The sequence below is a fragment of the Bradyrhizobium altum genome, from assembly GCF_020889705.1.
Taxonomy (GTDB): domain Bacteria; phylum Pseudomonadota; class Alphaproteobacteria; order Rhizobiales; family Xanthobacteraceae; genus Bradyrhizobium; species Bradyrhizobium altum.
Genome location: NZ_JACMYP010000066.1, coordinates 21637 through 34660 on the forward strand (window position 1 = coordinate 21637; position 13024 = coordinate 34660).

Below are 13024 nucleotides of genomic sequence, written 5' to 3' on the forward strand. Positions count from 1 at the left end.
CGCTGGAAAACGCTCTGGTGGCATCAGTGGTATCCGTGGCCGGGGCGTACCTTGCCGCGGAACACCCAATATGCCCAGGCGGTGTAGCCGAGGATCAGCGGCACCAGGATCGAGACCCCGAACAGCATGAAGATCTGGCTGTTCGCCGGCGACGCCGCCTGCCAGATCGTGATGCTCTGCGGCACGATGTACGGATACATGCTGATGCCGAGCCCGGCATAGGATAGTGCGAACAAACCCAGCGTCAGGAAGAACGGCTGATGGTCGTTCTTGTTGCTGAGGGCGCGCAGCAAGAGCGCGGTGACGGCGGCGACCGCGATCGGCACCGGCGCGGTGAGGATGATGTTGGGCCAGGCGAACCAGCGCTGGGTGTACTGCACGGCCAGGAACGGCGTTGCGATGCTGACGGCGCCGATCGCGCACAGCATCGCGACCAACAACATCCAGCTCAGATGATAGGCGCGGTCGCGCAGCTCGCCTTCGGTCTTCATCACCAGCCAGGTCGCCCCCAGCAGCGCGTAGCCGATCACGAGCGCGATGCCGGTCAGGACGCTGAACGGGGTCAGCCAATCCCACCAGCCGCCGGCATAGTGGCGTCCCTCGACATGGATGCCCTGCAGGATGGCGCCGAGCGCGATCCCTTGCGCCAGCGTCGCCACCAGCGAGCCGCCGGCGAAGGCGAGATCCCATTTGTTGCGCGCCTTCTGGGTCCGCCAGCGGAATTCGAAGGCGACGCCGCGAAACACGAGGCCGAGCAGCATCGCGATCATTGGTGTGTAGAGCGCCGGCATCAGCACCGCATAGGCCAGCGGAAACGCCGCCATCATGCCGCCGCCGCCGAGCACTAGCCAGGTCTCGTTGCCGTCCCACACCGGCGCCACCGTGTTCATGATGACGTCGCGATCGGCCTTTTGCGGGAACAGCGGAAACAGGATGCCGAGGCCGAGATCGAAGCCGTCCATCACGACGTAGACGAACACGGCGAAGGCGATGATGAAGGCCCAGATCGTGGTCAGATCGACGGCGTAGCTCATCGCGCGCCCCCCACGGCTGCACCTGCCGCCGGCGTGATGCCGGCCGCACGGGCGGGAAGGTCTTTTGTCGGGCCTTGCTCGCCGGGATGCGGCGGCTGCGCCATCAGCCGCAGGATATAGATCACGCCCGCGGTGAACACGGCAAAATAGACGATGATGAAGGCGACCAGCGAGGAGCCTACCGCCGGCGCTGCCAGCGGCGATACCGAATCGGTGGTGCGCAGCAGCCCGTAGACGGTGAACGGTTGCCGCCCGGTCTCGGTGGTGATCCAGCCGGCGAGCACCGCGATGAAGCCCGCCGGGCCCATCAGGACCGCGAAGCGATGCAGCAGCTGCGACTGGTACATCATGCCGCGCCAGCGCATCAGCAGGCTGAACAGGCCAAGGCCCAGGATCAGGAAGCCGAGCCCGACCATGACGCGGAACGCCCAGAAGGTGATCGGCACCGGCGGCCAGTTCTCGCGCGGCACGGTGTCGAGGCCGGCGAGCGGTGCGTCGAGCGAATGCTTCAGGATCAGCGACGACAGTTTCGGCACCTCGATCGCGTATTTCACCTTGGCATCACGCTGGTCGGGCCAGCCGAACAGGATCAGCGGCGCACCGTCCTTGTGGCTTTGATAATGGCCTTCCATCGCCATCACCTTGGCCGGCTGGTGCTCCAGCGTGTTGAGGCCGTGCTGGTCGCCGGCGAGGATCTGGATCGGCGCCACCAGGGTTGCCATCCACATCGCCATCGAGAACATCACGCGCGGGCCGGCGAGATGCTGGTCGCGCAGCAGGTGCCAGGCGCCGACCCCGCCGACCACGAGCGAGGTGGTGAGATACGCCGCCAGCACCATGTGCACGAGGCGATAGGGAAAGGACGGATTGAAGATCACCTTCAGCCAGTCGGCGGCGACAAACTGGCCGTCGGCATTGACGGCATGACCGGTCGGCGTCTGCATCCAGGAATTGGCCGACAGAATCCAGAACGCCGAGATCAGCGTGCCGATCGCGACCATCAACGTCGCCACGAAATGCAGCCTGGGGCCGACGCGTTCGAGCCCGAACAGCATCACGCCAAGAAAGCCCGCCTCGAGGAAGAACGCGGTCAAGACCTCATAGGCCATCATCGGGCCGATCACCGGCCCGGTCTTGTCGGCAAAGGACGACCAGTTGGTGCCGAACTGGTAGGACATCACGATGCCCGAGACCACGCCCATTCCGAACGCGACCGCGAAGATCTTCAGCCAGTAATTGAACAGGTTGATGTAGACCTCGCGCTTGGTGGCCAGCCACAGCGCTTCGAGCACGGCGAGATAGCTCGCAAGCCCGATCGAGAATGCGGGAAACACGATGTGGAACGACATCGTGAAAGCGAATTGCGCGCGGGCGAGTACGACCGCATCCCAGCCTTCGAACATCACGCACCGTCCGTCGTCAATTTCCGGCGCGATCACGTTCGGAATCGCGCATTCCCGGCGTTGAGCCTATCATGCCGGGAATGACGGCGGATTGTCCAATTAGCTGACAAATTGTCCAATCAGCTATTGGCGTTGAGCAGCCGGGCGACGGTGCGGTCGATCTCGTCGTACTGGCCCTCGCCGGCGTGCTGGAACACGATCTTGCCGTTCTGGTCGATGATGTACTGCGCCGGCCAGTACTGGTTACCGTAGGCGTTCCAGGTCTGCGAATTGTTGTCCTGCGCCACCGGATACAGGATGCCGTGCCGCTTCAGCGCCGCCTGCACGTTGGAGGCCGAATGCTCGAACGGGAATTCCGGCGTGTGGACCCCGATCACGACGAGGCCGCGATCCCGGTACTTTGAATAAAGTTGGGTGACGTGCGGCAGCGTGTTGACGCAGTTGACGCAGCCATAGGTCCAGAAATCCACCAGCACGACCTTGCCGCGCAGGTCGGCAAGCTTGAGCGGCTGCGAGTTGAACCAGTTGCTGATGCCGGCGAATTCGGGTGCGGTCTGGCTCTGCGCGGTGGTCATCGCGGTGGCCATCGGAACGGGCACGGCCGGCGCGTTGGACTCGGTGCAGAGGCCGGGGATGACGGCGCCGCCGAGGCCAAGGCCCGCCACAAGAGCGGATACAGCAATCAAGCGCAGGGACATCGATATCTCCTTTGAGCTCACAGGCCGATCTGGCCGTTGGGATAGAACTGGGTCAGCCACGCCACGATCAGCGTGTCGTATTGCAGGTAGGACAGCGCGGCGAAGGCGATGATCACGACGCCGAAGCCTTGCTGCAGGCGCGGCGCGATCCGCGCCATGCTGCGCACGCGGGTGCTGACGGCCTGCCCGCCATAGGCAATGGCAAGCATCGGGATCGCGGCGCCGATCGCATAGGTCACGAGCTGCAGGCTCGCCCACGCCGTGTCCTTCGAGGTCGCGACGATGGTCAGGATCGAGCCGAGCACGGGACCGGCGCACGGTGTCCACACCAGGCCGAGCGTGCTGCCGAGCACGAAGCCGCCGAACAGGCTCTGCGACGGCCCGGCCTGACTGAGGCTGCCGGCGGCGCCGGTCAGCCGGATCGACAGCCATTCGAACGGCGCCGGCCAGATCATCAACAGGCCGAAGCCCGCGAGCAGGATGGCCGCGCCGGTCCGCAGCAGGTTCGGATCGAAATCGAAGGCGCGCGTGATCGCACTCAGCAGCAATGCCACGGCAGAGAATGACATCACGAAGCCGAGCGCGATCATCGCGGGCCGCGCCTTGCCGGTCTGGCCTATCGATACCCCGAGCAGGATCGGCAGCATCGGCAGGGTGCAAGGGGCGGCGACGGTGGCGACACCGGCAAGCAGGGCAAGGGCAAGGCTGAGCATCGTCGTCCGTCCATCAGAAGTCCCGGCGCGCCAGAGGGCCGTGCCGGGTACGCCTGATGTTCTTCGCGATGACGGCGTGGCCGTTACGGAGAGTTGGCCGCGGATGACGTCACGTCTGTGTGAGACGAACTGCTTTCGGCCTCACGACCGCGCGCCAAAAACAGAGCGACCCGGCTGGGGGGCATCCCGGCCGGGTCGTTGGAGGTTACTTGGGAGGTTAGAACTAGGGAGGTATCGAAACCTGGGTCAGTGAATTGGGGTTGGGTTGCGTCGTTGGATATGGGTATAGAGATCGCGTTTTTCCGGGTGATGTCGTCGATTGTTTCAATTGTTTCGTCGCCGAACTTTTTTGGCTTCGTGGACAATCGCCCGGGCTGTTTGATCTCCTCCTAAATATCTGAATTTGCTTTACTTTATGCCGCGACGCTGTCCACGCCGGCACCCCGGAGGAGGTCGGCGAGCTGCTTGCGGGCATAGAACATGCGGGTCTTCACCGTGCTCTGCGGGATACCGATGATCTGGCCGGCCTCCTCGACCGACTTCTCATGGTAGTAGACCAGATTGATGATCTCGCGGTGGGCCGGCGACAGCTTGGCCACGCAGGCGCGCAGGATCTCGCTGGTGGTGGCGCGATCGAGCGAGGTTTCCGGCGTGTCGGCGCCGTCGGCGATCTCCAGCACGTCGTCCTGGTCGATGTCCTCATGCCTGCGCTGACGCAGCGCGGTGAGCGCCTTGAAGCGGGCGATCGACAGCAGCCAGGTCGAGACCTGCGAGCGGCCCTCGAACTGGGCCGCGGTGCGCCAGACGTCGAGGAACACCTGGCTGACCAGGTCCTCGGCCATCGTGGTGTCGCGCACCATGCGGAGTACAAAGCGGTAAACCCGGACGTTGTGACGGGCATAGAGCGTGTGCATCGAGGTGCGGTTATTCTTGGCGATATGCGCAAGCAGCGTTTCATCCGAGGTCGCGCGTGCAGCGTCGATGTGCTTCTTGGCTGCAGAGTTGATGGCGATGACGTTCGGCATGACGGGCTCCCAGTTCGCCGTTGGGCGGCGGTTCGTTGGGAGAATTGTTAGTTAGCGCCCGTTTCCGGATGTCTGCGCGAAAAGCGGAAAATGGTTTCGTGACCGGGAGAATTGTTTCGTCGCGGCCCCGGCGACGAAACATTCGGGACCAAAAAGCCAGTCATTTCAACATACGGAAAATTGGAACGGCCAGATGCGCCGCTGTCGGAACGAATCCGGCCTATGACTTCCGGCACTACCGGCGGCCTATTCGGCCGCCTGCAGCGCAGGCGCTGCCTTTTTCGGGGCAATCCAGAACGCATCGGGCCTCTCGAACAGGAAATTGGCCCGGGCCGCCAGCGCCAGCCGCCAGATCAGGAGCGAGCCTGCGACGCCGACCGCGGTGACGATCAGCGCGACCCAGCCGATGTCGTGGATGACATCGGACCGCAGCAGAAGGGTGCGTGACGCGGCCATCGGCAGGAAGAAGGCGAGGTAGATCACGATCGAGTGCTCGCCGCAGAAGCGCAGGAAGCCGAGCCAGTGTGCGTGCGCGAGCAGCGTGCCGGTCACGATGATCGCGCAGGCGCCGGCCAGGCCGAGCGCCAGCGAGACGACCGGCCATTCACTGATGTCGAGCGCAACCAGGCTGCCATTGACGAGCGCCCAGAGCCCAAGCCCGAGCAGCGCAAATGCAGGCCGCGCCCGCGCGCGGTCCGACAGCGCGAACACGTAAGCAGCGAGCACATAGCCGGTGAAGAAGTAGACGAAGCGGGCGCAGAACTCGTCGATCACGGTCCAGCCGGTCACGACATGCGCGCTCTCCAGCGCCGCGGCAACGAGCCAGATCGCGAGCGGGTGGACATTGCGCGTGAGCTTGGTGACGACGAAGAAGATCGGCAGCAGATAGATGAACCACAGCGTGCCGAACGGCTCGATGAAGGCCTCGAGATATTGCAGCCCGACCGCGGCCCAGCCGGCCTCAGCGGCCAGCGACGGTGCCTTGAAGCCGAACTGGATCGTCACCCACAGCACGTAGAAATAGGCGAAGTGCATCACCTTGCGGTCGAGATACGTGCGCCAGTCGCGATCGATCACGACCGACAGGAACAGCCCCGAGATCAGGAAGAAGTCCGGCATCCGGAACGGTTTCGCGAAGATCACGACATAGTGCATGAAGCCGGTTTGCTCGGCGGCCTTCTCGACCCCCAGCACCGAATGCATCATCACGACCATGACGATGCAGATGCCCTTGGCATAGTCGACCCAATCGACACGCGCGCCCGCGTTCCCGGCGGAACGATCTGTCGCAGCTTGTGTGCCGTTTGTGGTCATCCTTGTCCCATTCCGGCGTGATCGGGTCCATCATCGGCCCGATCTGTTGCTTTCTCCTTTATCCATACAAAGGATGTGCCGCCGAACCCGGCGCTATCCCCGGTTCCCTGTAACCGGCGAATGGTCTAAGAGGCCCGGAAATCCTAGAAGAAGCCGTGCTTCGTTAACCACAGGACGCAGGTCGGCCGAGGGCCGCTGCCGCGATGAGACTCCTTGCCGCACCATTTCGATAGCCCGCTGCCGATCGATGCCGTGCTGGATGAGCTCGACCGCACGCTCGATCGCCACAATGCCGCCGTGCTGGTCGCGCCGCCGGGCGCCGGCAAGACCACGCGCGTGCCGCTGGCGTTGCTCGATGCGCCGTGGGCCAGGGGCAAGAAGATCATCGTGCTGGAGCCGCGCCGCATCGCCGCGCGCGCCAGCGCCGAGCGGATGGCAAAGACGCTCGGCGAGCGTCCCGGGGAGACCGTCGGCTATCGGGTGCGCTTCGGCTCAAAGGTGTCGCGCGCGACGCGGATCGAGGTCGTCACCGAGGGCATTTTCTCGCGCCAGATCCTCGACGATCCCGAGCTCATCGGCGTCGCCGCCGTGCTGTTCGACGAATTCCACGAGCGCTCGCTCGATGCCGATCTCGGGCTGGCGCTGGCGCGCGATGCGCAAACCGGCCTGCGCGAGGACCTGCGCATCCTCGTGATGTCGGCAACGCTCGACGGCGCGCGCGTTGCAAGGCTGCTCGGCGACGCGCCTGTTGTCGAGAGCGAGGGGCGCGCCTTCCCGGTCGAGACACGTTATGTCGGCCGCAAGGTCGACGCGCCGCTGGAGCGGCAGATGGCGGAGACGATCGCGACCGCGCTGCGCGCCGATGCCGGCTCGGTGCTCGCGTTCCTGCCGGGCGCGGCCGAGATCCGCCGCACCCAGACCTTCCTCGCCGAGCGCGTGCATGACGCCTCGGTCGAGATCGTGCCGCTGTTCGGCGCGCTCGATGCCGCCGTGCAGGATCGCGCCATCGCGCCGGCGCCGAAGGGCACGCGCAAGGTGGTGCTGGCGACCTCGATCGCCGAGACCTCGCTGACCATCGAGGGCGTGCGCATCGTGGTCGACTCCGGCCTGGCGCGGGTGCCGCGCTACGAGCCGGATATCGCGCTGACCCGGCTCGAGACCGTGCGGGCCTCGCGCGCCGCGGTCGATCAGCGGCGCGGCCGCGCCGGCCGTACCGAGCCCGGCGTCTGCTACCGTCTGTGGGACGAGCCGCAGACCGCATCGCTCCCGGCCTACACCGCGCCGGAGATCCTCTCCGCCGACCTGTCCTCGCTGGTGCTCGACCTCGCGCAATGGGGCGTCAGCGATCCCGCAAGCCTTGCCTTCCTCGATCCGCCGCCCGGGCCGGCGCTGAAAGAAGCGAGATCGCTGCTCGACGAGCTCGGTGCGCTCGACGGCGACGGCCGCATCACCGAGGAGGGCAAGAGCCTGCGCGCGCTGGCGCTGCCGCCGCGGCTGGCGCGCATGATCGTGGACTCGGCGCGCTTCGGCGTGGGCGAGGAGGCGGCCGAGATTGCCGCCGTGCTGAGCGAGCGCGGGCTCGGCGGCGACAGCGTCGATCTCGATCACAGGCTCGACCAGTTCCGCCGCGACCGCTCGCAGCGCGCATCGAGCGCGCGGAGCATGGCCGCGCGCTGGGCTTCGCAGGTGAAGCCGGCGGTGAGCGAGCAGAAGGATCTCTCCACCGGCGTCATGCTGGCCTTCGCGTTTCCGGATCGCGTTGCCAAGAACCGCGGCAATGGCAGCTTCGTGCTGGCCAATGGCCGCGGCGCCGCCGTCGAGCAGACCGCGGCGCTGGCGCGGCTGCCCACTATCGCGGTTGCCGAACTGACGGGGACGGCCGCGAGCGGCCGCATCCTGCTGGCGGCGCCGATCACCCAGGACGAGATCGAGCAGCGCTTCGCCGACCAGATCGAAAACGTCGAAGAGGTGACGTTCGACCGCGGCGCGATGGCGCTGCGCGCGCGCCGCCGGCGTTCGCTGCACGCGATCACGCTGTCGGAAGCGCCGATGTCGCTCAAGCCATCGGCCGAGACTGCGCGCGTGTTCGCCGACGGCTTGATCGCTGTGGGTCTCGATCGGCTGCCGTGGTCGAAGCATTCGAAACAGTGGCGCGATCGAATCATGTTCCTGCGCAAGGCCGAGGACGAGAGCTGGCCCGATCTGTCAGACACTGCACTCGCCGCGCGGGCCGACGACTGGCTGGTGCCCGCCCTCTACGACAAGACCGCGCTGAAGGATCTCACTGCCGGCGACCTGTCTGACGCGCTGACGGCGCTGTTGCCGTGGGACCTGCGCGCGCGGCTCGATCGCGAGGCGCCGACGCATTTCGAGGCGCCGACGGGAACGCAGCTTGCGATCGACTACGAGGCCGAACAGGGCCCGACCATCGCGGTGCGGCTGCAGGAACTGTTCGGGCTCAACACCCATCCCTCGATCGCCAAGGGCGCGGTGCCGCTGGTGCTGGAACTGCTGTCGCCCGCGCAGCGACCGGTGCAGGTGACGCGCGATCTGCCCGGCTTCTGGCGCGGCAGCTACGCAGCCGTCCGTTCCGACCTGCGCGGCCGCTATCCGCGCCATCCCTGGCCGGAAGATCCCGCCAGCGCGATGCCGACCAGGCGCGTGAAACCGCGCGGCACTTGATCCCGGCGCAAACGCGCAGCGTGGTTGCGCCTGAAGGGTTGCATTTCCTTTATTCGTCGTCCCGGCGAAGGCCGGGACCCATACACCGCGGCCGGTGTTGTAGACGGGACTCGTCGTTCCAACATCGCGCAACAAGAGACATTTGTGGTTATGGGTCCCGGCCTTCGCCGGGACGACACCGAGTCTCCGTTTTCCGGATCATGCTGATCGGTTGCGCTGGCGAGCGCCGGCAAACGGTGGTTAGATTTGCGGGCTGGGATGGGATCACGGGCTCGCACTTTGGGGAGGCCGCCATGGACTTCAAGAATCTGGAGATCAAGAACGCATCGCCGTCGCTGTACAACGAAGATTTGGCGCCGGCCAGGGAACGCAACTGGGGCGCCTTCAGCATCTTCAACGTCTGGACCTCGGACGTGCATAGCCTGTGGGGCTATTATCTTGCCGCCAGCCTGTTCCTGCTCTGCGGCAGCTTCGTCAACTTCATCGTCGCGATCGGTGCCGGCTCGCTGGTGATCTTCGTGCTGATGAGCCTGATCGGCAATGCCGGCGTGAAGACCGGCGTGCCCTATCCGGTGCTCGCGCGGGCCTCGTTCGGGATCTGGGGCGCCAACATTCCGGCGCTGGTGCGCGCCATCGTCGCCTGCTTCTGGTACGGCGCGCAGACCGCGGCGGCCTCGGGCGCGATCGTCGCGCTGCTGACGCGTGTCGACAGCTTCAAGGCGTTCCACCAGTCCACCCATGTGCTCGGCCATTCCGGGCTCGAGGTGATCTGCTTCGTCGTGATCTGGGCGCTGCAGCTCTTGATCATCCAGCGCGGCATGGAGACGGTGCGCCGCTTCCAGGATTGGGCGGGGCCGGCGGTGTGGCTGATGATGCTGATCCTTGCGATCTATCTCTGCATCGCGGCCGGCGGCATCTCGCTCACCGCGCCGATCCCGCAGGATGTGCTGCTGGAGAAGACCAGGGATGCCGGCGTGCCCGGCGAGCCCGGTACGTTCCCGGCGCTGTGCGCCGTCGCCGCGACCTGGATCACCTATTTCGCCGCACTCTATCTCAACTTCTGCGACTTCTCGCGTTACGCGCCGGACGCCAAGGCGCTGCGCAAGGGCAATATCTGGGGCCTGCCGGTCAATCTGATCCTGTTCTCGCTGGTGGCCGGCGTCACCACGATCGCAGCGTTCAACGTCTATCACGAGGTGCTGCTGCATCCCGACCAGATCTCGGCGAAGTTCGACAGCTGGTTCCTGGCGCTGCTCGCCGCGGTCACCTTCGCGGTGGCAACGCTCGGCATCAACGTGGTCGCCAATTTCGTCTCGCCGGCGTTTGATTTCTCGAACGTGTTTCCGCGGCATATCGATTTCAAGAAGGGCGGCTACATCGCGGCGCTGATCGCGCTGGCGCTGTATCCGTTCGCGCCCTGGGAGGGCAGTGCCGCCTCGTTCGTCGGCCTGATCGGCGCGACCATGGGGCCGATCTTTGGGATCATGATGGTCGACTATTATTTGATCGCCAAAGGTCGCGTGAACGTGCCGGCGCTGTATGAGGAGGACGGCGAATATCGCTTCCAGAACGGCTGGAACGTCAGTGCGCTGATCGCGGCCGCGATCGGCGCCCTGTTCTCGTCGGTGCTGCCGAACTTCACCTCGATCCTGCCGGCCTGGTGGGCGGTCTATGGCTGGTTCTTCGGCGTCGGGATCGCCGGCGCGGTCTATTACGCGCTGCGCGTTGCGATGCCGAGCCCGGTCGCCAGAACCGCCTGAAGAGCCGGCCTGAAAAAGACCGCCTGAGAGGCGGCAAATCCCGTTCGGGCGAGGCGGCCGATGACATTCGGCCGCCTCAGCGCGGTCGCATTAACCCTTCGCTCATCCTTTTCGCCAAAATGGCGGCCTCGCGCTGCCGCCCTCGCTCGCGGCGGCGCGGCGGGCGTGGTGAAATTGCGTGTTCGGTTTTCCGAGTATGGTGTCATGCGTAACCTGATGATTTTCGCGGCCATCCTGATCGGGCTGGGCACCTTCATGGCCCAGATGGCCAGCAAGATGTCGCCCGCCGCAGCGACCACCGCAAAGCAGACCATGGCCCCCGCCGTCACGGTGGCGCAGGCCAGCGCCCGCACGCTCAGCATCGCGCCCGATCCGCGCGGTCACTTCGCGACCGACGGCCGCATCGACGGCCAGCGCATCAACTTCATGGTCGACACCGGCGCCTCCGTGGTGGCCCTGAACGAGACCTCGGCCGCGCGCTTCGGCCTGCGCCCGGTGCCGGGCGATTACACCTCGCGTGTCACCACTGCCAACGGCACCATCAGGGCAGCGCGGGCCCGCCTCGCGATGATCGAGATTGGCGGCCTCACCGTGCGCGATGTCGATGCGCTGGTGCTGCCGGACGAGGCGTTGTCCGAAAACCTGCTCGGCCTGTCCTTCCTGTCCAAGCTGAAGCGCTTCGAATACGCCAACGGCAAATTGTTGCTGGAGCAATAAATCCAGCCCTTTCGGGGTATCCGCGGGGACCCGATATCGCCGCGATTTCCGCCGTAATTGTCGGCCGCCAGCCCCGGTCCCACCTTTCGCCCGGCCTGCGCATTCGCTAAAGGCTGCGGCGATGTCTTTCTGCATGCGACCATAAGGCCGACCCATGTTTCCCAAGCCGAAATCCGCGCTGGTCCCGAACACCTATGCCTTCGAATCCGAGCCGATGGTGAAGCCGACCGGGTTTCGCGAATACGACGCGCGCTGGCTGTTCAACAAGGAGATCAACCTGATGGGCGTGCAGGCGCTGGGCATGGGGCTCGGCGCGCTGATCGCGGAGCTCGGCGTCAAACAGGAGATCGTCACCGGTCACGATTTCCGCGGCTATTCCGCCTCGATCAAATACGCGCTGATTTCGGGCCTGATGGCGGCCGGCTGCAAGGTGCACGACATCGGGCTTGCGGTGACGCCGATGGCCTATTTCGCGCAGTTCGATCTTGACGTGCCTTGCGTCGCGATGGTCACCGCTTCGCACAACGACAATGGCTGGACCGGCGTGAAGATGGGCGCCAATCGTCCGCTCACCTTCGGCCCCGACGAGATGACGCGGCTGAAGGAGATCGTGCTCAACGCCGCGTTCGACAACAAGGCCGGCGGCTCCTACCAGTTCCACGAGAATTATCCGGCGCGCTACATCGCCGACCTCACCAGCCGCCCGAAGCTGACGCGCAAGCTGAAGGTGGTGGCGGCCTGCGGCAACGGCACCGCGGGCGCGTTCGCGCCGCAGGTGCTGGAGGCGATCGGTTGCGAGGTGATCCCGCTCGACACCGAGCTCGATCACACCTTCCCGAAATACAATCCGAACCCGGAAGACATGGAGATGCTGCACGCGATCCGCGATGCGGTGCTGGCGCACAAGGCCGATGTCGGCCTCGGCTTCGATGGTGACGGCGACCGCTGCGGCGTGGTCGACAACACCGGCGAGGAGATCTTTGCCGACAAGGTCGGCGTCATGCTGGCGCGCGACATGTCGGCGATCAACGCCAACGCGCAGTTCGTCGTCGACGTGAAGTCGACCGGGCTGTTCGTGACCGATCCCGTGTTGCAGAAGCAGGGCGCGAAGACGGTCTACTGGAAGACCGGGCATTCCTACATGAAGCGCCGCACCAATGAGCTCGGCGCGCTCGCCGGCTTCGAGAAGTCCGGCCACTTCTTCTTCAACAAGCCGTTCGGCCGCGGCTATGACGACGGCCTGGTGTCGGCGATCGCGATCTGCGAGATGCTCGACCGCGCCCCCGGCAAGTCGATGGCCGACCTGAAGGACGCGCTGCCGAAGACCTGGTCGTCGCCGACCATGTCGCCGCATTGCGCCGACGAGGCGAAGTACGGCGTCGTCGACGCCGTCGTGAAGCACTTCGAGACGCTGCAGCAGAACGGCGCGCAGGTCGCCGGCCAGAACATCCGTGATCTCGTCACCGTCAACGGCGTCCGCGTCACGGTCGCGGACGGTAGCTGGGGCCTGGTGCGCGCGTCCTCGAACAAGCCGGAGCTCGTGGTCGTGGTGGAAAGCCCGGTCAGCGAACAGCGCATGCGCGACATGTTCGAGGCGATGGATTCCGTGCTGCGCACGCACCCCGAGGTCGGCGAATACAATCAGAAGATCTGAGCACGCAGCTCGGGGCAACTCAGG

At 65.5% G+C, this 13024-nt stretch carries 10 protein-coding genes; 4 read left to right on the forward strand and 6 right to left on the reverse strand.

Annotated elements, in window-relative coordinates; genetic code table 11:
• Positions 1–23 precede the first annotated feature (23 nt).
• From cydB to H8B02_RS18220, 6 genes are all read right to left on the reverse strand, one after another.
• Positions 24–1034: a cytochrome d ubiquinol oxidase subunit II gene (gene cydB / locus H8B02_RS18195; RefSeq protein WP_229167490.1), complete on the reverse strand. Its 1011-nt coding sequence runs from the start codon at positions 1032–1034 to the stop codon at positions 24–26.
• Positions 1031–2437, reverse strand: a complete 1407-nt coding sequence (locus tag H8B02_RS18200; protein ID WP_229167491.1) for a cytochrome ubiquinol oxidase subunit I — start codon at positions 2435–2437, stop codon at positions 1031–1033. Before H8B02_RS18200 ends, cydB begins: the two co-directional genes overlap by 4 nt.
• Before the next feature lie 119 nt (positions 2438–2556).
• Complete coding sequence (locus tag H8B02_RS18205) at positions 2557–3135, reverse strand: thioredoxin family protein (protein WP_229167492.1); 579 nt, start codon at positions 3133–3135, stop codon at positions 2557–2559.
• Positions 3136–3152: 17 nt separating this feature from the next.
• Positions 3153–3848, reverse strand: a complete 696-nt coding sequence (locus H8B02_RS18210) for a cytochrome c biogenesis CcdA family protein (protein WP_229167493.1) — start codon at positions 3846–3848, stop codon at positions 3153–3155.
• Positions 3849–4261: 413 nt separating this feature from the next.
• Complete coding sequence (locus H8B02_RS18215; RefSeq protein ID WP_092122590.1) at positions 4262–4873, reverse strand: sigma-70 family RNA polymerase sigma factor; 612 nt, start codon at positions 4871–4873, stop codon at positions 4262–4264.
• Positions 4874–5119: 246 nt separating this feature from the next.
• Positions 5120–6187, reverse strand: coding sequence for an acyltransferase family protein (locus H8B02_RS18220; RefSeq protein ID WP_229167494.1), 1068 nt, complete (start codon positions 6185–6187; stop codon positions 5120–5122).
• A gap of 213 nt (positions 6188–6400) precedes the next feature.
• Here H8B02_RS18220 and hrpB point away from each other — a divergent pair, with 213 nt between their 5' ends.
• From hrpB to H8B02_RS18240, 4 genes are all read left to right on the forward strand, one after another.
• Positions 6401–8869 (forward strand): ATP-dependent helicase HrpB, encoded by a 2469-nt coding sequence (hrpB, locus tag H8B02_RS18225; protein WP_229167495.1) that lies wholly within the window; start codon positions 6401–6403, stop codon positions 8867–8869.
• A 293-nt stretch (positions 8870–9162) separates the two neighbouring features.
• Positions 9163–10629: an NCS1 family nucleobase:cation symporter-1 gene (locus H8B02_RS18230; protein WP_229167496.1), complete on the forward strand. Its 1467-nt coding sequence runs from the start codon at positions 9163–9165 to the stop codon at positions 10627–10629.
• Positions 10630–10833: 204 nt separating this feature from the next.
• The gene (locus H8B02_RS18235) at positions 10834–11346 is read left to right on the forward strand and encodes a TIGR02281 family clan AA aspartic protease (RefSeq protein WP_229167497.1); all 513 of its coding nucleotides are present in this window, start codon (positions 10834–10836) and stop codon (positions 11344–11346) included.
• A gap of 154 nt (positions 11347–11500) precedes the next feature.
• The gene (locus tag H8B02_RS18240; RefSeq protein ID WP_229167498.1) at positions 11501–13000 is read left to right on the forward strand and encodes a phosphomannomutase/phosphoglucomutase; all 1500 of its coding nucleotides are present in this window, start codon (positions 11501–11503) and stop codon (positions 12998–13000) included.
• Positions 13001–13024 lie beyond the last annotated feature (24 nt).